The 21,198-nt window shown below is 59.9% G+C and carries 20 protein-coding genes and 1 tRNA gene; 10 read left to right on the forward strand and 11 right to left on the reverse strand.

The window, feature by feature from the left end; genetic code table 11:
* Window positions 1-41: 41 nt before the first annotated feature.
* From ACMXYI_RS27155 to ACMXYI_RS27170, 4 genes are all read right to left on the reverse strand, one after another.
* Window positions 42-1,622 (reverse strand): acyl-CoA carboxylase subunit beta, encoded by a 1,581-nt coding sequence (locus ACMXYI_RS27155; protein WP_415770035.1) that lies wholly within the window; start codon window positions 1,620-1,622, stop codon window positions 42-44.
* Window positions 1,619-3,178 carry a class I adenylate-forming enzyme family protein gene (locus tag ACMXYI_RS27160; RefSeq protein ID WP_415770036.1) on the reverse strand — a complete coding sequence of 520 codons (1,560 nt, stop codon included), beginning with the start codon at window positions 3,176-3,178 and terminating at the stop codon, window positions 1,619-1,621. Before ACMXYI_RS27160 ends, ACMXYI_RS27155 begins: the two co-directional genes overlap by 4 nt.
* A gap of 65 nt (window positions 3,179-3,243) precedes the next feature.
* Complete coding sequence (locus ACMXYI_RS27165; protein ID WP_415770038.1) at window positions 3,244-3,954, reverse strand: GntR family transcriptional regulator; 711 nt, start codon at window positions 3,952-3,954, stop codon at window positions 3,244-3,246.
* A gap of 5 nt (window positions 3,955-3,959) precedes the next feature.
* Entirely contained in the window at window positions 3,960-4,184 is a 225-nt protein-coding gene (locus ACMXYI_RS27170; protein WP_415770040.1) for an acetyl-CoA carboxylase biotin carboxyl carrier protein subunit, read from the reverse strand.
* A 197-nt stretch (window positions 4,185-4,381) separates the two neighbouring features.
* Here ACMXYI_RS27170 and ACMXYI_RS27175 point away from each other — a divergent pair, with 197 nt between their 5' ends.
* The 10 genes from ACMXYI_RS27175 (at window position 4,382) to ACMXYI_RS27220 (ending at window position 15,710) form a co-directional block, all read left to right on the forward strand.
* Entirely contained in the window at window positions 4,382-4,849 is a 468-nt protein-coding gene (locus ACMXYI_RS27175) for an acetyl-CoA carboxylase biotin carboxyl carrier protein (RefSeq protein WP_415770042.1), read from the forward strand.
* A complete protein-coding gene (gene accC / locus ACMXYI_RS27180; protein ID WP_415770044.1) occupies window positions 4,849-6,258 on the forward strand; it encodes an acetyl-CoA carboxylase biotin carboxylase subunit in 1,410 nt (469 codons plus the stop codon). Before ACMXYI_RS27175 ends, accC begins: the two co-directional genes overlap by 1 nt.
* Entirely contained in the window at window positions 6,255-7,652 is a 1,398-nt protein-coding gene (locus tag ACMXYI_RS27185; protein WP_415770046.1) for a hypothetical protein, read from the forward strand. Before accC ends, ACMXYI_RS27185 begins: the two co-directional genes overlap by 4 nt.
* Window positions 7,653-7,655: 3 nt before the next feature.
* Window positions 7,656-9,155: a hypothetical protein gene (locus ACMXYI_RS27190; protein WP_415770047.1), complete on the forward strand. Its 1,500-nt coding sequence runs from the start codon at window positions 7,656-7,658 to the stop codon at window positions 9,153-9,155.
* A gap of 7 nt (window positions 9,156-9,162) precedes the next feature.
* Complete coding sequence (locus ACMXYI_RS27195) at window positions 9,163-9,579, forward strand: Zn-ribbon domain-containing OB-fold protein (RefSeq protein WP_415770049.1); 417 nt, start codon at window positions 9,163-9,165, stop codon at window positions 9,577-9,579.
* Between the two features lie 8 nt (window positions 9,580-9,587).
* A complete protein-coding gene (locus ACMXYI_RS27200; RefSeq protein ID WP_415770050.1) occupies window positions 9,588-11,117 on the forward strand; it encodes an AMP-binding protein in 1,530 nt (509 codons plus the stop codon).
* A complete protein-coding gene (locus ACMXYI_RS27205; protein WP_415770052.1) occupies window positions 11,114-12,298 on the forward strand; it encodes a thiolase C-terminal domain-containing protein in 1,185 nt (394 codons plus the stop codon). Before ACMXYI_RS27200 ends, ACMXYI_RS27205 begins: the two co-directional genes overlap by 4 nt.
* 2 nt (window positions 12,299-12,300) lie before the next feature.
* Entirely contained in the window at window positions 12,301-13,362 is a 1,062-nt protein-coding gene (locus tag ACMXYI_RS27210; protein WP_415770054.1) for an alcohol dehydrogenase catalytic domain-containing protein, read from the forward strand.
* Complete coding sequence (locus tag ACMXYI_RS27215) at window positions 13,359-14,900, forward strand: acyl-CoA carboxylase subunit beta (protein WP_415770055.1); 1,542 nt, start codon at window positions 13,359-13,361, stop codon at window positions 14,898-14,900. The genes ACMXYI_RS27210 and ACMXYI_RS27215 overlap by 4 nt, the downstream gene beginning before the upstream one ends.
* Before the next feature lie 99 nt (window positions 14,901-14,999).
* Window positions 15,000-15,710 carry an NAD(P)H-dependent oxidoreductase gene (locus ACMXYI_RS27220; protein ID WP_415770056.1) on the forward strand — a complete coding sequence of 237 codons (711 nt, stop codon included), beginning with the start codon at window positions 15,000-15,002 and terminating at the stop codon, window positions 15,708-15,710.
* A gap of 538 nt (window positions 15,711-16,248) precedes the next feature.
* Here the strand turns inward: ACMXYI_RS27220 and ACMXYI_RS27225 are convergent.
* From ACMXYI_RS27225 to rpmI, 7 genes are all read right to left on the reverse strand, one after another.
* Window positions 16,249-16,325: transfer RNA gene (locus tag ACMXYI_RS27225), tRNA-Pro, on the reverse strand.
* A gap of 89 nt (window positions 16,326-16,414) precedes the next feature.
* Window positions 16,415-16,771, reverse strand: a complete 357-nt coding sequence (locus ACMXYI_RS27230; RefSeq protein WP_003179985.1) for a MerR family transcriptional regulator — start codon at window positions 16,769-16,771, stop codon at window positions 16,415-16,417.
* Complete coding sequence (gene ihfA, locus ACMXYI_RS27235) at window positions 16,752-17,054, reverse strand: integration host factor subunit alpha (RefSeq protein WP_002553164.1); 303 nt, start codon at window positions 17,052-17,054, stop codon at window positions 16,752-16,754. Before ihfA ends, ACMXYI_RS27230 begins: the two co-directional genes overlap by 20 nt.
* Before the next feature lie 3 nt (window positions 17,055-17,057).
* The gene (pheT, locus tag ACMXYI_RS27240; RefSeq protein WP_415770057.1) at window positions 17,058-19,439 is read right to left on the reverse strand and encodes a phenylalanine--tRNA ligase subunit beta; all 2,382 of its coding nucleotides are present in this window, start codon (window positions 19,437-19,439) and stop codon (window positions 17,058-17,060) included.
* Between the two features lie 26 nt (window positions 19,440-19,465).
* Window positions 19,466-20,482, reverse strand: a complete 1,017-nt coding sequence (pheS, locus tag ACMXYI_RS27245) for a phenylalanine--tRNA ligase subunit alpha (protein ID WP_007905876.1) — start codon at window positions 20,480-20,482, stop codon at window positions 19,466-19,468.
* A gap of 109 nt (window positions 20,483-20,591) precedes the next feature.
* On the reverse strand, window positions 20,592-20,948 hold the full coding sequence (gene rplT / locus ACMXYI_RS27250; RefSeq protein ID WP_007905879.1) for a 50S ribosomal protein L20: 357 nt from the start codon (window positions 20,946-20,948) through the stop codon (window positions 20,592-20,594).
* A gap of 27 nt (window positions 20,949-20,975) precedes the next feature.
* On the reverse strand, window positions 20,976-21,170 hold the full coding sequence (rpmI, locus tag ACMXYI_RS27255; RefSeq protein WP_008145659.1) for a 50S ribosomal protein L35: 195 nt from the start codon (window positions 21,168-21,170) through the stop codon (window positions 20,976-20,978).
* Window positions 21,171-21,198 lie beyond the last annotated feature (28 nt).

Genomic DNA, 21,198 nt, shown 5'->3' on the forward strand with positions numbered 1-21,198 from the left:
TTTTATGAAGGTAAGGCCGGATGCCGCTCGTCCTGTCAGGACTAGCGCATGGTCCGCCGCTTCGGCCCGAGGGAAAGTGCAGTGATGCGATACGCATCACCCACCCAGTTACACAGCAGCGGACGGGTACTGTCCGGCTCGATAATGTCGATCACGCCAAAGCGCTCGGCCGTGCGCAGCGGTGAAGCCAGGGCCTGGTAATGGGCCTCGAGCTCCTTGCGCCGCGCCAGCGGATCATCGGCGGCAGCGATTTCTTGCTTGTAGGCGGCGGCGACTCCACCTTCGATCGGAATCGAACCCCACTGCGCCGAAGGCCAGGCAAACCGATGCGGCAATGCGGTGCCCGTCGGACCGTGCCACGGACTGACCATGGCACCGGCGAGTCCGACACAGCGGCGCAGCACGATGGTGATGACGGGCACACTGGCCTGCTCGATCGCATGCACGGCCTGCATCGCGGCACTTAAGGTGCCCTGCATTTCTGCCTCCTGCCCGGTCATGACACCCGGCTGGTCCACGAGGTAGATGAGCGGCAAATGGAAGGTGTCGCACAGGTCGATGAATCGGGTTTGCTTGAGCGCCGCCGCACGGGTCAGCGCACCGCCGCCGACGCGCGGATTGTTGCAAATAATCCCCACCGAATAACCGTTGAGTCGGGCGAACGCGGTGATGGTCGACGCGCCGAAATCCGGGGACATCTCGAACAGACTGTCTTTATCGACCAGCGACTTGAGGATCTTGTGCGGGTTGAAGATCTTGCGCCGGTCATGGGGAATGGCATCGTTGAGCCAGGCGTCGCGCCGACCGGGAACGTCCGTCGATGTCGCCCGCGGCGGCTGCTCCCAGACATTGCCCGGCAGATAGGACAAGAAGCGCTTGGCCAGTTCCAGCGCCTCGGCGTCGGTGTTGGCGGCCAGATTGATCATGCCGCTGTGACGATGCACCTGGTCGTAACCGCCCAGATCATTCTTGTCGATATCGATGCCGAACGCCTGCTTCACAACCGGAGGGCCAGCCGCAAACACCTGGGCCTGGCCCCGCACCATGATCGCCAGGTGTGAGGCGGCAACACGCAGCGCACCAAGACCGGCGCAGGCACCGTGGGCAATGCCGACAACCGGCACAGCGCCCAATAGATTGGTGATCGGCAACAGGGCATAACCCGGAATCTTGGTATGACCGAGCTTATCGAGTAGCTTCACACTGCCGCCGGCGCTGTCGATCATACGAATGATCGGCAGCTTGTATTCCCAGGCATAGCGATCGGCATAGATCCACTTCTCAGCGACCGCTGCCTCCGACGAACCACCACGAATGGTGAAATCATCCCCCGCCACCACCGTGCGTCGCTGTTCGATCGTGCCCACGCCAACGACTGCTGTGCTTGGCGTGGCGGAGGCGATCTTGCCTTCCGGCGTGTACTTCACGGCGCCGGCCAGGATGCCGAATTCCTCAAAGCTGTCGCCGTCCAGCAGGTGACCGATGCGTTCACGTGCCGTGAGCTTGCCTTGGGCATGGTGTTTTTCCACCGCTTCCGGGCCACCCAATGCATAGGCGACTTCTCGACGCGCGCGGATGTCGGCGAGTTCCAGCGACCATTCAGGGGCGACAGGCGTGTTCATGATGATTTCCTCTCCAGGCGCGCAAGATAGTCATCGCGCAGAATGTTCTTCACTACTTTGCCGGCGTTGTTGCGCGGCAGAGCATCAACGAATTCGATGAGACGTGGCTTCTTGTAGCCAGCGATCAGTGAAACGCAATGGCTGCCAAGTGCCTCGCTGTCGACCGTTGCGCCTTCGCGTCTGACGACAAAGGCCGCGATACGCTCACCCCACTCCGAATCGGGTAAACCAAGAACCGCCACTTCGACGACCTGCGGATGGCTTTCCAGCGCATCCTCGACTTCCCGTGCGTAGACGTTGAAGCCACCGGAAATGATCATGTCCTTGTTGCGCCCGACGATATAAAGAAAGCCCTGCGCATCGAGGTAACCGAGATCGCCCGAGTAGTACCAGCCATCGCGGATGGCCTCGGCTTCCAGGTCAGGGCGACGCCAGAACGCCACTTCGCCGATACCGTCGGTGGCGATGGCGATCTCGCCGATTTCACCCGCTGCCAGCTCTTGACCGTAAACATCGCGCACGGTGATCTGCACATTCGCCGTCGGTTTGCCGCAAGAGCGCAGCACACCGTCTTCAGCGTGTTCGTGCGGATACAACACGGTCAGCGGCTGTACCGCCTCGGTCATTCCATACTGCTGGCGCATCACCGGACCGAACCGCGCAATCGCTCGGCGAATCAGGTCCACGGAGGTTGGCGCCGTTCCGTAATGGATGCACTTGAGCGACGACAGATCGGCTTCGATGCCGCTGTCGAGCGTGTCGAGCAGACGCGTAAGCATGGTCGGCACACACATCATTTGCGTGATGCGATGGCGCTCGATTTGCTGCAACGTTTCCAGCGGTTCGAATTTCTCCAGAATCACGTTGCGCGCACCTCGCAAGTAGCAGGGCAACAAGTGAACGCCGGCGGCATGGGTCAAGGGGCCGACGTGCAACATCGCATCGTTCACGCCCAGGCTGTATTCCATGGCGTAGAAGTGATTAGTCAGGCGTTCGTACCAGCGCTTGACGGTATAGGTCACGCCCTTGGGCTTGCCGGTGGTGCCCGAGGTATAGGCGATACGCAGCTGCGTATCCGCGGAGACCTGAACGCTGGGCGCATTGGTGGGCATTGAGGCGAGCACTTGCCGATAATCCAGAACCTGTGGTGCCTGCCAATCAAGCGCTATCACATGACGCAAACTGGCGATGCTATCGCGAACACCTTCGCCAATCTCACGAAACTCCGGCCCCACCACCAGCAGACACGCGTCGGCGTCGTTCAAGATGGCGATCTGTTCGGCCAGCGTATGCCGGGCATTCAGCGCGACATACACCAGGCCTGCTTTCTCGACAGCAAAAACACTCTCGATCGCCTCAGGCGAGTTGTTAAGCAAAACAGCCACACGCTCCCCGACCTGCAACCCGAGCGAGATCAAGGCGTGGGCCAGACGGTTACTACCGGCCTCAACGTCGTCATAGCTCAGACAGTCGTCCCCGAAAATCAGGGCGGTGCGGCCACGGTGCTGTCGGGCGGCCCAACTCAGCATTAATCCTGCGGTACGTTTCTTTGTCATGATCTTTTTTGTCTTATTGTCGACAATTTGACACAGCACTCGGGAGTGTTGTGCCCCCGTGTTAGTTATTCAAGCTGATTCAATGCGGCTTGATGGGAAGCACTGATCAGTTCAACCATCAGTTGCCCGGCGACCGTATTGCTGTTTTGCCTGAGTGCTTCGACCAATTCACGCCAATGAACGACGGAAATCTGCCGGCGCTCTGGCGAACGCAACCCCAACCGGGTGTAGCGTGCGGTCTGGATACCCAGCGCCCCCATCAGTTCTGCCAACTGCTTGTTGCCGCAGGACTGGAACAACAGTGTGGTCAGGCGATAACTGCCCTGCGCATATTCGTCCAGCGCATCCGATTGCGCAGCGATCAGCTCAAGCCGGGTGACGATGGCCTCCATCTGATTCACGACAGACGCATCAAGATCCACCAGGTACTTGGCCAACAGTCCGGCCAACACGGCGCGGATCTCGAACAGGTTGTCGATCTCCTGCCGGCTCAATGCAGTCACATGCGCGCCACGCTGCGGCACGATGGTCACAACGCCCACTTTCTCGAGAATGCGCAGGGCCTCGCGGATCGGACCCCGGCTAACCTGGAAGTGGTCAGCCAGTTCCTGCTCGCGCACCGAATCTCCCGGCCCGTATTCACCTCGCAGAATCGCAAGCGTAATGCTCTCGGCAATCTGCTCCGGCATCGTCAACACGCGCTGGCGACCAGCCCGCATGATGCCTATTGCACTACCGCCCTTGGCGGTCGACGCCGAACCTGCATTCATTGACATAGAATTCAATCGCACTCCATAAGCAAAACATCCTGGCCATCTTTCACGACGTCGCCCTCGGCAACGAGAACGCTCACCACTCGACCCGTTTCTACAGCCATCAAGGGGATTTCCATTTTCATGGACTCCATGATGATCAACGTCTGATCTTCTTCAACGGTATCGCCTTCGCGGACATGGATCTGCCACACCGTTCCAGCGACATCCGATTTAACCGCGATTGTACTCATTCTCGCCCCCTCCAAAACACTACTGTTTTCTGAAATCGCTGAGCCCCGGGCTGCCCGCACGCTACGCTTTTTTATCAAGACCTGCGCAAACGCCCTGGGTGATGATCAGTAAATTACATCATTGTCTGATTGTTGACAATCCTACGTTTCGATGTTTTTATTCGTCAAGGCAATTCGAACAACAAGAGGCCTGAGCCATGTCGCTCACACATAAAGAAGCACGAAGAATCCTTGAAATACTGGATCACACGACGCACCTGGACTTCCTTGAAATCCGCATCGGTGACACCACGCTGACTGCCAGCAAGTCCGGCACGATTCAACGGTCGCTGGAGCCAGTCCAAGGCGCCACGTCCGCAAAACCTGCACAACCCGTTCCTGCTGTAACGGCCGCGAGCGAACCCGAAGTCGCCGAGGGTCAAGTGGCCGTGCGAGCGACCATGATGGGCACCTTCTATCGCAAGCCCAGCCCCGACCAACCGTCCTTTGTGGTGGAGAACGACACTATCGAGGTGGGCGCTCCTCTATGCCTGGTCGAAGCCATGAAACTCTTCAACACCCTCGCCTCCCCGGTGACAGGCCGCGTCGTGCGCATCGTCGCCCAAGACCTGCAGATGGTTCAGCGGGACCAGTTATTGATGATTATCGAACCGGAGACTCGCTGATGAGCAGCATTCCCGTGGCAACCCGTGACATTCGCCGGGTATTGATCGCCAATCGTGGCGAAATCGCCGTACGCATCGTGCGCGCCTGCAAAACTTTAGGTATCGAATCGGTCGCGGCCGTCTCTGAAGCTGACCAGGATAGCCTGGCTGCACGTCTGGCCGACCAGTACGTCATCATTGGCCCACCGCCGGCTGCACAAAGTTATCTGTGCGCCGATCTGCTGGTGCGCACAGCGCTCGAACACCGCTGCGACGCCATTCACCCCGGGTATGGCTTTCTTTCCGAGCGCTCGCATTTCGCCCAAGCCTGCGAAGACGCGGGGTTGGTGTTCATCGGTCCCTCGGCCGAAATCATTGATTCGATGGGCGACAAAATCACTGCCGTCGGTCTGGCGGAAAAAGCCGAAGTGCCGCGTGTACCGGGCTCGGACGCCGTGGCCGATGCCGACACCGCACGCACCATCGCCAGCGAGATTGGCTATCCCGTGCTCTTCAAGGCAACAGCCGGAGGCGGCGGGCGTGGCATGCGGATCGTGCGCAGCGATGAAGAAGCCGAGGCGGCTTTCCGCTCGGCCTCCTCGGAAGCGCAAGCAGCCTTTGGCGATCCGACCCTTTATGTCGAGAAGTTCATCGAACTGGCGCGCCATATCGAAATCCAGATCATGGGTGATCGTCATGGCAACGTGGTGCACCTGGGCGAGCGGGAATGCTCGACCCAGCGCCGTCACCAGAAGCTGATCGAAGAAGCACCTTCCCCCAGCCTTGCCCCGCAAACTCGGGAGCAAATGGGTGAATGCGCCGTACGTCTGGCGAAAAATGTCGGCTACTTCGGCGCGGGTACGATCGAATTCGTGGTCGATGACCGCGACGGCAAATTCTATTTTCTGGAAATGAATACCCGCATCCAGGTCGAGCACCCGGTGACGGAGATGATCACCGGATTCGACCTGGTCGCCGAGCAGATTCGCATCGCCGCAGGCCTGCCACTGTCGTTCAGTCAGGACGACGTGAAACTCGTCGGCCATGCGATCGAATGCCGGATCAACGCCGAAGACCCGGACCGCAATTTCCTGCCGAGCCCGGGTCTGGTGAGCGAATGGCTGCCACCCAAAGGCAAAGGCGTCCGGGTCGATACCCACTGCTACAGCGGCGCGACTGTGCCGCCTTTTTATGACTCCCTGCTCGCGAAACTGATCGTGCATGCGCCGACGCGCAGCGAAGCCATCGTGCTGATGCGCAAGGCACTGGAGGACATGAAGGTCGTCGGACTGTCGACCACTGCCAGCTTCCATCATGCCGTGCTCGACCACCCGGACTTCGTCGCCGGCCTCGTCACCACACGTTGGGTTGAAGACGTCTTCGTACCGGCTCGCAAACAGGCGTTGAAACAAGCCAAGGAGCGCGCATGAACATGACAACATTGGTCGATGTCAGCCTGAGCGATGGTCAGACTGCCGCCTGGGGCGGTGCCGCCAGCACCGCGATGCTGTTGGGTACGATGAACTCGCTTGGGCACGCTCGGCTGGCTGCGATCGAGGTATTGAGCCCGGCCGTGATCGCGCAATGCATAAGCCGAGATGAAAACCCGCTGCAACGCGTCGCCGCGCTGCGCGAGCGCGCCAATGGCACGCCCCTGCGCGCAACGGTGAACCTGCTGCCTGCCCATGGCCATATCGATGTGCTTTCTGGCGAAGCACTGAACACTTGGCTGCGCCTGCTTGCCAGTCATGGCATTAGCGAGGTCGTATTGATCGATCCGCAGCTGGATTTCCAGCGCTTGGGTAACGCCGTGCAAATGGCATTGGCGAACCGCCTGACGGTAATCGCCGCCCTGCCCTATGTAGATGATCATGAGCATAGCGACGCCCACTATTCGGCTGTTGCTGCGCGGCTGGCCCAGACCGGTGCACAGCGCATCATGTTGCGCGACGAAGCCGGCCTGCTGCATGTCGATCGCCTGCCTGGATTGCTCTTGGCCCTGCGCAGTGGTGTTGATGGCAAACCTCTGGATCTGCACACACGCTGCCACACGGGCCTCGGCCCGCAGGTTGCGTTGGAGGCGATGCGACTCGGCATCGACCGCCTCGACGCTGCGCTGCCAGCTGTCGCCAACGGCGCATCGGCGCCTTCGCTGCCGCTGTTGGTCCGTTCTGCGGCTTTGCTTGAACTGCCTCTGCAAAACCCGAATCAGGATCGTTTAAAAGAAGCCCAGGCTCAGCTCGCTGCCGTGGCGGATCAAGAGGGTTTTGCCGAGAGCCTGCCCTGGGCCTTCGACCTGGCCCCTTACGAGCATCAGTTGCCAGGAGAAATCGCCGCCGAAGCTCTTCAAGCGTTGCGCGAGCGCGGACGTCTGGCTGATCTGTTCGAGTTTTCCCGCGAATGCACACGCATTCGCCAGGAACTGGGCAATCCGCCGATGCTGCAACCTTTCGCACAAGCCATCGCGCGACAGGCACTCGAACATCTCGATGCCGCCCCACGCTTCTCCACGTTGCAGCCCGCACTGCGCCGCTGGCTGCAAGGCTGTTACGGCCCAATCAACACGTCGCTGCTCGGCCTGCAACAACGCATCGGCGCTGTCGTGAACCCTTGCCGTCCGGTCAACTTGCCCGCCACTGAACAAGCACTGGCTGCACTGGTGTGTGGCTGCCCTGCGCTGCCACCGTTGCAGAAACTTCACTATGAAGTTCGCTCGCCTGAGCAAGCCCTGACACACGGGCTGCTGCAACGCTGGCCCGATTACACCGTATTGAGTGTCACAGGTCCCGGCCTGTCCATCCATCTCGAACACAGCAAGGGGTGACATGTGCTGAATCAACTACGCGAAAAAGTGAACGCGGAATTCGCCCGTACCGGCAAACGTCGTCGTATCCAGCTGGTCGATGCCACCCTGCGTGACGCGCACCAGTGCCTGTGGGCCACCCGCATGCGCACCGAGCACATGCTGCCGATGGCCGAGCGCCTGGATGCTTTGGGTTTCGACGTGATAGAAGCCATTGCCCTGGTGCAGTTCGACGCCAGCGTACTGTTCCTCAACCAGAATCCGTTGGAGCGGCTGCGCCTGTTGTCCGAGCGCATCCATCACACGCCGCTGCGGGGCGTCGTGCGCAGCAACATGCTGCGCAGTTTCTACCCCGAGCCGGACGACCTGAGCGAGCTGTACGTCGAACGCCTGGTCGCCAACGGTGCGCGCGACATCGCCTTTCTCGACTCCCTGCACTGCTGGGATAATCTCGTACCCGCGATCACCACGGCCAAGCGACTGGGCGCCACAACGACCCTGGCCATGATTTACAACCTGGCACCGGGCTACGACGCGCCGTTCTATGCCGCCAAGGCGCGCGAGGCCATCGAGCGCTTCGACATCGACGCCTTCGCCTTCGGCGATGCCGGCGGCAGCATGACGGTGGAACAGGTACGCAGCATTGTGCCGGCGATCAAGGCTGCGATCGGCAATCGGCCGCTCGAAGTACTCACCCATTGCCTTAACGCCACGGGTTCGCTGGTAGCGCTGGAAGCAGCAGTGCACGGAGCCGACCGTCTGCTGTGCTCGATCGATCCGCTGGCCAACGGCAATGCCGGGCCATCGGCACAGATGTTGGCGCGAAACCTGCGCGAGATCGGCTTCGAGGTTAGTTTCGACGACCGTGCGGCTGACGAAATCGGCGATTACCTCGCGGGAGTCGCCGAAGAGAACGGTTTCCCCGTGGGAGTCCCGGCGGAATACGACCCGGCTCACTTTGTCACCCAATACGCTGGCGGCGCCATGTCGAATTTGCAGTCGCAACTTCAACTGGCGGGGATCGCCGACAAGCTGCCGGTTGTGCTCGAGGAGATCGCCCGCATTCGCGTGGAGCTGGGCTCGCCGGTGATGGCTACGCCCTTCCCCGCCATGATCGCCGCACAGGCGGTGATGAATGTATTGAGCGGCGATCGTTACAAGGTGGTGCCGGACGAAGTGAAAAAGTACGTGTGCGGCTATTTCGGCGCCCTGCCGCTGCCGGTAGACCCCGACATAAAAGACCGCGTGCTCGCCAACGGCTCCCGTGAGATTGCCATCACACCGCCGGTGCTGGCGCCACGAGTTCCCGAACTGCGTCGCCGCTACCCCGGCCTGTCCGATGATGAACTGCTGCTGCGGGCCATGTACGGCGATGAAAAAATCACCGGGCTCGTGCCGACCGTGATCGACGACACCTTCAGTGTGCGCCGTCCGCTGCACGAACTGATCGCCGGCCTGGCCAGGCTCCCGGAACAACGTCATGTGCATATCGCCATGGCCGGTTTCGAATTGCGTACTCGCTGAGGCTGCCATGTCGACTCCTCTCTCTGCACGGCCACTGCCGCAACCCACCAGCGAAACGGCCGCCTATTGGGCGGCCGCGCAGGAACAGCGACTGGTGATTCAGCGTTGCGGCAGCTGCGGCCAATGCCAGTTTTATCCGCGGGCGTTCTGCATCAGCTGCCTGTCCGACAACATCGAATGGATCAATGCCAGCGGTCAGGGCCGCATCTACAGCTACACGGTCTGCCGGATCGCGCCCTCGCAGGTCTTCGAGGCTCGGCTGCCCTATGTCGTTGCGTTGATCGACCTCGATGAAGGCGTGCGCATGCTGGCCAACATCCTGGACGCCGACCTTGAGCACGTCACCATCGGCGCGCGCGTCAGCGTCTGTTTCGAGTCCGTCAGCGAATCCTGCACGCTGCCCCAGTTCACTCTTTTGGATTAGCCGTCACCATGGAAATGATTACCGACCACTTCGATGCCGGCGCCAATCGCCACCCGGATAATGTCTGCCTGCAAGGCACAGGTTTCAGCCTCACCTACGCCGAGGTGCAGGCCGACTCCCATGCCATCGGCCATGCCCTGTCGCTGCTGAACCTGAGTTCAGCCCATGTCGGCGTACTGGCGCCCAATCATCCGCTGAGCTTCGTCGCCATGCTGGGCGCCTTGCGCGCCGGCGCTACGTTCATTCCCCTGAATGCTCGTGACTCGATCGACAGCCTGATCTGGTTCATGAGTTTCACAAAGCTGTCTGTGCTGGTGCTGCACTCCCAGTACGCCGAGCATGCCGAGCGCATCCGCGCTGGTGTGCCGACGCTGACAACCCTGATTGGCCTGGATGAACCCATCGCCGGGCTGAGCATTGCCAATTGGTGCCGCGAACACACCGGCCGACGCTGCACAGTCCGCCAGTCCCTCGACGACACCGCCCTAATCAAGTCCTCGGGGGGCACGACGGGTCGGCCGAAGGCAATCATGCAAAGCCATCGCGCGCTGCTGGCCTGCTACCGCATCAGCAATCAGTTCATGCCGCCGGCGAAAAGTCCGGCGCATCTGGTCGTGGCACCGCTGACCCATGCTGCTGGTGCGACCGCCATGGCACTGTCGAGTTTCGGTACGCGCAACGTGATCGCGCCGTCCGCCGATCCGGGCGCCGTCCTCGAAACCATTGAACGGGAACGCATCACCCACCTGTTCCTGCCGCCGACCCTGATCTACCGACTGCTGTCGCATCCGGATGCCAGGACGCGCGACTGCTCGTCGCTTGAATACGTGATCTACGGCGCCGCGCCAATGTCCGTGGACAAACTCCGTGAAGGCATCGCGTTGTGGGGACCGGTGTTCGTTCAGGCCTACGGCCAATCCGAAGTGCCGGGCGTCATCACGATACTGACCCGCGAAGACCACATGTGTGACGGTAAGCATCTGGGTTCCGCCGGCCGTCCTACCGGTGCCTGCGAAGTGGTGCTGATGGATGAGGAAGGACGGATTGTCGAGTCCGGCGAGCGCGGGGAGATTGTCGTCCGCGGTGAGTTGGTCGCCCCGGGTTACTACGACAACCCGCAAGCCAACGAAGAGGCACGCCGGTTCGGCTGGCATCACACCGGTGACATCGGCGTGTTTGACGAAGGCGGTTACCTGTACATCGTCGATCGCACCAAGGACATGATCATCTCCGGCGGCTTCAACATCTATCCGAGCGAGATCGAGCAGGTGATCTGGGCACATCCGGCGGTCATGGATTGCGCCGTGGTCGGCATACCCGATCCCGACTGGGGCGAGAAAGTCATCGCCGTCATCGAACTCAAGGCTGGCGCAAGTGCCACCGCCGAAGAGTTCATCGCAATCTGCCGCGAAAAACTCGGCAGTCTGAAGACGCCCAAACACGTGTTGTTCTGGGACAGCCTGCCGCGCAGCCCGGTCGGCAAGGTGTTGAAGAAAGATGTACGTGCGCAGCTCATCGCCCAGGAGCCGCAACCATGACGCTCGACGCTTCCTGCCTCGCCGGCCGTTACGCCATCGTCGGCGTGGGCGAGGCCGGTCTTGGCAAGGCTCAGCCGGGAGACACCGCGTTATCACTGCAATGCCGATCGGCACGCGAGGCCTTGCTGGATGCCGGGCTGACGCTGGCCGACGTCGATGGGGTTTTCGCCCATTGGGACGACCGCGCCAACGCGCTGCTGGTGAGCGAGTACATGGGGATCACGCCGCGCTATGTCGACAGCACGGTGGTGGGCGGCGGTTCACCGCTCACCCACTTGATCCACGCCATGGCCGCGATCGATGCCGGCCTGTGCTCGGTGGCGCTGGTCACCTACGGCAGCACCCAGCGACTGGATCACAGCCGCAACCGTGGTGGCGCGATTACTGAGCCGCGCTCCCCGTCGGGGCAATTTGTTGCGCCTTACGGTGTACTGAGTCCGATCAGTTGGTACGCGATGCTCGCGCAGCAGTATTTGCATCGCTATCAGGCGAGCGCAGAGGACCTCGGCGAAGTAGCGATCAACGCCCGGCGCTGGGCGCAATTGAATCCCCAGGCCACGCTGCGCAAACCACTGACGATGGAGGAGTATCTGGCTTCGCCGCTGATCTCGGACCCTTTGCGCAAGGCCGATATCTGCCTGGTCAGCGACGGTGCCGGTGCGTTGATCCTCACCAAAGCCGAACACGCTCGCACGCTGGCCAAGCCCCCCGTCTTCATCCGCGGTTTCGCCGATACCTATCGGCACCACGTGACGCCGCTCAGCCCGACCGACTGGCTCGACCATGGCGTCATCGGCGGCTGCGCCGAGCGTGCGCTGCACATGTCCGGCATCGCGCGCAGCGAATTGAGCATGGTGCAGATCTATGACGCCTTCACCATCAACGTACTGGTCGCGCTTGAAGCCATGGGTTTCTGCCCGCCGGGCCAGGCGGGCTCGTTCCTGCGCAGCGGCATTGCCGCGCCCGGCGGCGCCTTACCGGTGAATACCTCCGGCGGTGGGCTGGCCTTCAATCACTCCGGTCAGTTCGGCATGCAGTTGATGATCGAATCGGTGCGCCAGCTGCGTGGCGAATGCGCTGAGCGTCAGGTCGCCAATGCCAGCAGCTGTCTGGTCCAGGCCAGCGGGCTCTTGATGTCGGCATTCATGTCCATGGTGCTGGCAAATGGACCCGGTGATTGAACATGAGTACGCCAATCCCCATACGCACCATGCAAGCCTTTCGCATGTTCGACTGGCACGACGGCGGTCGCCTGTGCGACGTGCCTGTGCCGATTCCCGGTCCCGGTGAAGTACGTCTGCGGGTCGGAGGCAATGGCCTCTGCCAGTCGGATCTGCATGCACTGGACGATCTGTGCTGCTCACCCCCGCACCTGGATGTGCAACTGCCGATGACCCTCGGCCACGAGATCGCCGGTTGGATCGACGTGCTCGGGCCGGGCGTCAGCTGTTGGGCGGTCGGTCAGGCGTGCGCCGTGAGCATTCCCGGCTGCGGTCATTGCCGTGCGTGCACTGACGGCTGGAACAACTATTGCTCCGCCTCGCGGCGCATCTACGGCGGCGGCTATGACGGCGGGCTCGCCGAATACGTCGTGGTCCACCAGGACTGCCTGGTCGATATCGGCACGCTCGAACCCTGGAAAGCCGCACCGCTGACCGATGCGGGGCTCAGTTCCTATCATGCGGTCAAGCGCGTCGCACCGCTACTGCGACCTGGCAGTAGCGTACTGGTCATTGGTGTCGGCGGCCTGGGGCATATCGCTATCGCCGCGCTGGGTGCGATCACTGCGGCCCAGGTTGTCGCCATTGATACCCGCGCCGAGGCCCTGGAGCTGGCTGTCAGCCAAGGGGGGGTTCAGGTGCTGGATGCCACCGGCCTAACACCCGAGCTATTTCTCAATCGTATCGGCCGGGTCGATGCGGTCCTGGATTTTGTCGGCAGCGGCGACACCCTCCGTCTGGCTGCCGGCGTGATTCGCCCCCTCGGGCACATCGTGGTGGTCGGGCGCGGACGTGGTGCGTTCGAGTTGCGCGATGGCTCACTGCCCTATGGCGCGATGATCAGCACCACCTTCGGTGGCAGCAAGTCCGAACTGATCGAACTCATCGCGCTGGCGTCCACCGGTCGACTACCGATCCACCTGAACCGTCATCGGCTGGATGAAGTGCCACACGTTCTACGCAAAATGCGCCGCGGCGAAATCGTCGGACGTGCCGTCATCGTTCCCAATGAGACTTACCAATGACTCGCGAACACACATCACCCGAACAAGAACTGCACTCGCGCCGCGCAAGCACCCTGAAAATGGGCGGTGAAGCCAAGCTTCAGGCACGCCGCGACGCTGGCGTGCTCAACGCACGGGAACGCCTGACGGGCCTGCTGGACGCCGAGTCGTTCAGCGAAATCGGCATGTTGGCCCACTCTTCCCGCCCCGAAGATCGGGACAGCACACCCGCCGACGGCAAGATCACCGGTTTCGGCCGCATCGACTCGCGCCGGGTAGCCGTCGTGTCCAACGACATGACGGTCAAAGGCGCGTCGTCCTCGTGGATCAATGCGCGCAAGATCGCTTACATGAAGGAATGTGCCACCCGCAACGGCATGCCGCTGATCTTCCTCGGCGAATCGTCGGGCCAGCGCATGCAAGACGCGATGGGCGCGGGCAGCATGGCCGGAGGCGGTCAGGATGCCCAGCAATACTGCCGGCGTCGCGAGACCCCGTGGGTCAGCGCGGTGCTCGGCGCCTGTTTTGGATCGGCGAGTTGGTACTCGTGCTTGTCCGACTTCACGGTGATGCGCAAAGGTGCATTGCTCGCCGTCTCCAGCCCCAAGGTCACCTCAGTGGCAATCGGTGAGTCTTCAGACACCGAAGAACTCGGCGGCTGGCGCATGCACGCCGAGATCACCGGGCTGGCCGACATGGTGGTCAACAATGACCAGGAAGCACTGACCGCTATCCGGCGTTTCCTCAGCTACCTTCCCTCCCATTCGAATGAGACGCCGGCCGTGCTGCCCTGTGGGCCCGAGGACCGCCCGGATGCCTCGGGACCTGAAAGCATCGTCCCGGTCGAGCGCACCAAGACCTACGACATGCGCAAACTGCTCGCTATGCTGGTCGATCGCGACAGTCTGTTTCCACTCAAGGACCGCTTCGGTCGCTCGGTAGTCACCGCCCTCGCCCGCCTTGAAGGCGCCAGCATTGGCATCGTCGCTTCCAACCCGCAATTCAAAGGCGGGGCGCTGGATGCCGATGCCTGCCGCAAGGCCACCGGCTTCATCGCCATGTGCGATTCATTCAACATCCCACTGGTGTTTCTTGTCGATACCCCCGGTTTCCTGGTGGGTATCGAAGGCGAGAAACGCAGCGCACCCGCACACATCATGAACATGATTCACGCCGTGCAACTCTGCTCGGTACCGAAGCTCTCGGTGATCGTGCGCAAGAGTTTCGGTCAGGCCTATCTGAATTTCGGCGGTGGCCGCAACAGCGACCAGTCGGCCGCCTGGTGCATGGCCGACGTCAGTTTCGTCGACCCCGGCGTTGCGGTCAGCGTCGTGCATGACGTGACACGCGAGTCCGACCCCGAGCGCTATGCCCAACTACACGCTGAATTCTCAAAAGACACGTCGGCCTTCGCACTGGCCGGTGCGATGGGCACGCACGAGGTGATTGCACCGGGAGAAACCCGACGCTTTCTCGTCGAGGCACTGGCGGCTCAACGGCGCGGCTTCAATAACGGCGTTGGACGCCATGAAATGCGTACGTGGCCGACGTACTTTTGATCAGCGCACACCTAGCACTGTCAGCAACTTAATGAGCACTGACATGTGGCGGGAGTTCCTCCCGCCCGAATGACATCGCCTGAATTTCAAGGAATCGCCATGAACGTTTTAATCGTGCATGCCCACCCCGAGCCAAAATCCTTTACCACTGCGCTACGCGACCGAGCGGTGGAGACCTTGCGAGCGCAAGGACATCAGGTCCAGGTCTCGGACCTGTATGCAATGAATTGGAACCCGGTGGCCAGTGCCGAGGATTTCTCCGCCAGGGAAAACCCCGAGTACCTCGTTTACGCACTTGAACAACGACGCAACAGCAAAGAACAGACACTCGCCGCCGATATACAGCAGGAGTTGGACAAGCTGTTGTGGTCGGACCTGCTGATTCTCAACTTCCCGATTTACTGGTTCTCGACGCCGGCCATCCTCAAGGGCTGGATTGATCGGGTGCTGATATCCGGCATCTGCTACGGCGGCAAACGTTTCTACGATCAAGGCGGCCTGCGCGGCAAGAAAGCACTGATGACAGTAACCCTGGGTGGGCGTGAACACATGCTCGGTGAAGGCGCCATCCACGGTCCTTTGGAGGATATGTTGCGCCCTCTCATGCGCGGGACATTGGCTTATGTCGGGTTGGAGGTGCTGCAGCCTTTCGTCGGTTGGCATGTACCATATATCAGTGCTGAAGCTCGACATGATTTCCTGGCAAGCTATCGCCAACGACTAGAAAATATTAGCGAGGATAAGCCCGTTGAGTTCCCACGTCTGAGTCAGTTCGATGATCGGTTTTATCCACTTGGACTCCCCCTGTAACACCGGACACAAACTTCCCGCGAAGAGCGATTTCAGTGCGCTGTGCGGGGGGTGGCAGAGAAGTCCAGGCCTAACACAAAACTGCAGAACCAGGCCGAACGGCATCCACTTCGCACCTCAAGGCCTGCTCGCCGAGGTCAGCTGCACAACAATCTGCTCAATTCATGACCAGAACGTTGCAAACCCTGTAATCCGCAGTCCCCGGGTCATTATCCACAGATATACCCACGCCTTTTGTGGATAGTTTTGACGTGGATACGCACACGCCTAAGAAAAGCAGAGGCACTCTGTGACTTGCGCAACTGTAATGGCCATGCGATCCCGGTATGGCCAAGCAGAACTATCGGCACACGGAAAGGCTTCGCTGGGCTTATAGAGACTACGTCGTCCTAAATACCGCTACAGAGTGCCAAAGCTGGCTTCAACCTCATATAAAAGCGATTAGGATTCCACCGAGAGCCAGTCGTTTTGTAGGGGTAAAAACGCCTAAAAATAAAAAGGGGTCGCGAGATAAAATCTCGCAACCCCTTGATTTATATGGTCGGGACGGAGTGATTCGAACACTCGACCCCTAGCACCCCATGCTAGTGCGCTACCGGACTGCGCTACGCCCCGACTAGGCGTTAAACCCGTTCCTCTTCTCGAAGAACGCTCAAGAATATATCGCAAGCTTTTGAAAACTGGAAGTATTTAAAAGCAGGAATTTATTTCTTGAGCACAACCAGTACATCTTCCAATTCAGCGATCATCTGCCGAATCATTTGCTTGTATTGAGTGGTGTCATCTTTGGCTTCATCGCCGGACAAACGCAGGCGTGCGCCGCCGATGGTGAATCCCTGATCGTAAAGAAGCGCGCGGATCTGCCGGATCATCAGCACGTCTTGTCGCTGATAATACCGGCGGTTTCCGCGGCGTTTGACGGGGTTGAGTTGAGGAAACTCCTGCTCCCAGTAACGCAGCACGTGTGGTTTTACCGCACACAGCTCGCTGACTTCACCAATGGTGAAGTAGCGTTTGCCTGGGATGACGGGTAGCTCGTCGTTATGACTTGGTTCCAGCATAAGCCTCAACTCGGGCCTTCAACTTCTGCCCTGGACGAAAGGTGACCACACGGCGAGCCGTGATCGGGATTTCTTCACCCGTTTTCGGATTGCGGCCAGGCCGCTGGCGTTTGTCCCGAAGGTCGAAATTGCCGAAACCGGACAATTTGACTTGTTCGTTGTCTTCAAGAGCGTGCCTGATTTCCTCAAAAAACAGTTCGACCAATTCCTTGGCCTCCCGTTTGTTCAGGCCCAGCTCTTCATACAGACGTTCCGCCATCTCAGCTTTCGTCAGAGCCCCCATACGTCACTTCCTTAACGTGGCGTTCAACCTTTGTTCGAGCGAGGTGAGGATGTTTTGCGTCGTGGTATTCACCTCATCGTCATTAAGAGTGCGCGATGGATGCTGCCAGGTCAAGCCAACGGCAAGGCTTTTTCTATCAGGATCAATGCCTTTACCCTGATACACGTCAAATAGCCTTAGGTCTGTCAGCCATTCGCCTGCATTTTCACGGATTACGTCCAGTACAGCACTGGCCGAGACGTCCTTGGCCGCAATCAGTGCCAGGTCACGACGCACTTCAGGAAAGCGCGATAACTCCTGGAATTTAGGCATTTTGCCCAACGCTACTTCGGCCAAAACCAGCTCGAATACGAAGACTGGACGGTCGAGACCGAGGGCTTTCGACAATTCAGGGTGAATAGCGCCGACGAAACCGACCAATCGACCTTCACGCTCGATGCGCGCGGTTTGACCCGGGTGCAGCGCTGGGTGTTTGCCCGGCACGAAAGTGAAAGAACCCAGTGCACCGGCGAAGCCCAACACAGCTTCCACGTCAGCTTTGACGTCGAAGAAGTCCACAACATCGCGACCTTGTGCCCAGCCTTCCGGCAGACGACTACCGCAAACAACACCCGCCAGCATCGGCTCTTGCTTCAGGCCTTCCAGCTGACCGACGAAACGCAGGCCGCTTTCGAACAAACGAACCCGATCCTGCTGACGGTTCAGGTTGTGCTGAAGCGCCTTGACCAGGCCTGGCCACAGGGACGAGCGCATGGCGGCCATGTCGTTCGAAATCGGGTTGGCCAACAACAGCGGTTCGACACCTGGATTAAACAGCTCAAACTGTTTCGGATCGATGAAGCTGTAGGTGATCGCTTCCTGATAGCCACGGGCTACCAGCAGACGGCGCAGCTCAGGCAGATCGCTCCGCGCCTCAGCCTTGGCCTGCGGCGCCAGACGAGCTTGCGGGTAACGAACCGGCAGACGGTTGTAACCATACAGACGAGCCAGTTCTTCGATCAGATCGACTTCCAGGCTGATGTCGAAGCGATGGCTTGGCACTTCAACGCGCCACTGCCCTGCCCCATCGGCAGAAATCTTCAGACCCAAGCCGCTGAGCAGACGCTCGACTTCGGCCGACTCCATTTCCATGCCCAGCATCTGGGTGATGCGTTGCGCACGCAGAGTAACTGGCGCAATCGACGGCAGGTGTTGTTCGCTGACGGTTTCGATGATCGGACCAGCTTCGCCGCCAGTGATTTCCAGCAGCAGGCCAGTGGCGCGCTCCATGGCTTCACGGGCCAGCTGCCAGTCCACGCCACGCTCGTAGCGGTGCGAAGCATCGGTGTGCAGGCCATAGGAACGGGCCTTGCCGGCTACAGCAATCTGGTCGAAGAACGCGCTTTCGAGGAAGACATCGCGAGTGGTCGCGGTGTTGACGCCGCTGTGCTCGCCACCCATGACGCCGGCGATTGCCAGGGCGCGGGTGTGGTCGGCAATCACCAGCGTATCGCTACGCAGGCTGACTTCCTGACCGTCAAGCAGAACCAGCTTCTCGCCTTCCTCAGCCATACGCACGCGAATGCCGCCATTGATTTCGGCGAGATCAAAAGCGTGCAGCGGTTGACCCAGCTCCAGCATCACGTAGTTGGTGATGTCGACGGCAGCATCGATGCTGCGCACATCGGCACGGCGTAGACGCTCAACCATCCACAACGGCGTAGGCTTGGACAGGTCGACGTTACGGATCACACGACCCAGGTAACGTGGGCAAGCGGCTGGTGCCAGCACTTCAACCGAACGCACTTCGTCGTGCGCGGCTGGAACGGTCGCAACGATCGGACGAGTGACTTCGGCGGCGTACAACGCGCCGACTTCACGGGCCAGACCGGCCAGGGACAGGCAGTCGCCGCGGTTCGGGGTCAGGTCGACCTCGATGCTGGCGTCGTCCAGGCTAAGGTATTCACGAATGTCCTGACCGACCGGCGCATCGGCCGGCAATTCCATCAGGCCATCGTTACCTTCACCAATTTGCAGCTCGGCTTGCGAGCACAACATGCCATTGGATTCAACGCCACGCAGCTTGGCTTTCTTGATTTTGAAGTCGCCCGGTAGTTCGGCACCGATCATGGCGAACGGGATCTTCAGGCCCGGGCGCACGTTGGGCGCACCGCAAACGACCTGGAAGGTCTCCGACCCATTGCTGACCTGGCAAACGCGCAGCTTGTCGGCATCCGGGTGCTGCTCGGTGCTCAGCACCTCGCCCACCACCACACCACTGAATTCACCGGCGGCCAGCGTAACGCTATCGACCTCAAGACCGGCCATCGACAGACGAGCAACCAGCTCGTCACGACTTACCTGCGGGCTTACCCAGCCACGCAGCCATTGTTCACTGAATTTCATCCTGCTCTCCTAAGAATTCGTTACGACTAGCGAAATTGCGCGAGGAACCGCAAGTCGTTGTCGAAGAACAGACGCAAGTCGTTCACGCCGTAACGCAGCATGGCCAAACGCTCAACACCCATGCCGAAGGCGAAGCCCGAAAACTCTTCCGGGTCGATCCCGGACATCCGCAGCACATTCGGGTGAACCATGCCGCAGCCCATGACTTCCAGCCAGCCAGTCTGTTTGCAGACACGGCAGCCTTTACCGCTGCACATCACGCATTCCATGTCGACTTCGGCGGATGGCTCGGTGAACGGGAAATACGAAGGGCGGAAACGCACGGCCAGTTCTTTTTCGAAGAACACGCGCAGGAACTCTTCGATAGTCCCTTTCAGGTCGGCGAAGTTGATATCGCGGTCGACCAGCAGGCCTTCGACCTGGTGGAACATCGGGGAGTGGGTGATATCGGAGTCGCTACGGTACACACGGCCTGGGCAGACGATGCGGATCGGCGGCTGTTTCGATTCCATGGTGCGGACCTGTACCGGCGAGGTATGGGTGCGTAGCAACATGTTGGCATTGAAATAGAAGGTGTCATGCATCGACCGGGCCGGGTGATGGCCTGGGATGTTGAGCGCTTCGAAGTTGTGGTAGTCGTCTTCGACCTCAGGGCCTTCGGCGATGCCGTAGCCAATGTGAGTGAAGAACTGTTCGATACGTTCCAGAGTGCGAGTAACCGGATGCAGACCACCCGAGGTCTGGCCACGGCCAGGCAGGGTCACGTCAATGGACTCGGCGGACAGTTTGGCGGCCAGGTCGGCCTCTTCAAACAGTGCCTTGCGCGCATTGAGAACCTCTGTGACACGCTCCTTGGCAACGTTGATCAGGGCGCCGACTTGCGGACGCTCTTCTGCCGGCAAATTCCCCAGGGTCTTCATCACCTGAGTCAATTCGCCCTTTTTGCCAAGGTAGTGAACCCGGATTTGCTCCAGGGCATTGATATCTTCAGCGCTTTGCACAGCCTCTAGTGCTTGAGAGACGAGCGCATCCAGGTTTTCCATGTACAGACTCCAGATACAAAATAGGGGAAGAGCTTGAAGGCTCTTCCCCTATTTATGACGTTTAACACCTGACCCCACAGAGGTGAGGCCGGGTGACTGTCGGGGGTACTTAAGCCAAGGTGGCTTTAGCTTTCTCGACAATCGCAGCAAACGCCGCTTTTTCGTTCACTGCCAGATCAGCCAGAACCTTACGGTCGATCTCGATGGACGCTTTTTTCAGGCCGGCGATGAAACGGCTGTAGGACAGACCGTTGATACGTGCACCAGCGTTGATACGAGCGATCCACAGAGCGCGGAACTGACGTTTTTTCTGACGACGGTCACGGTAGGCGTATTGGCCTGCCTTGATTACCGCTTGCTTGGCAACACGGAATACGCGCGAGCGAGCGCCGTAGTAGCCTTTAGCAAGTTTCAGAATTTTTTTGTGACGTTTACGGGCAATGACGCCACGCTTTACACGAGCCATGAGTTACTTCCTCTATTCTTGACTAAATTAACGAAGGCGCAGCATGCGCTCGACTTTTGCCACGTCACACGGTGCCAGCAAGCTGCTACCGCGCAGTTGACGCTTACGCTTGGTCGACATTTTAGTCAGGATGTGGCTCTTGAAAGCGTGCTTGTGCTTGATACCGTTAGCAGTTTTCAGAAACCGCTTAGCAGCACCACTTTTAGTTTTCATTTTTGGCATGTTCGGATACTCCGCATTCAGTTGATAA

Source organism: Pseudomonas lyxosi, assembly GCF_047758685.1.
In the GTDB taxonomy this organism is placed as follows: Bacteria; Pseudomonadota; Gammaproteobacteria; order Pseudomonadales; family Pseudomonadaceae; genus Aquipseudomonas; species Aquipseudomonas lyxosi.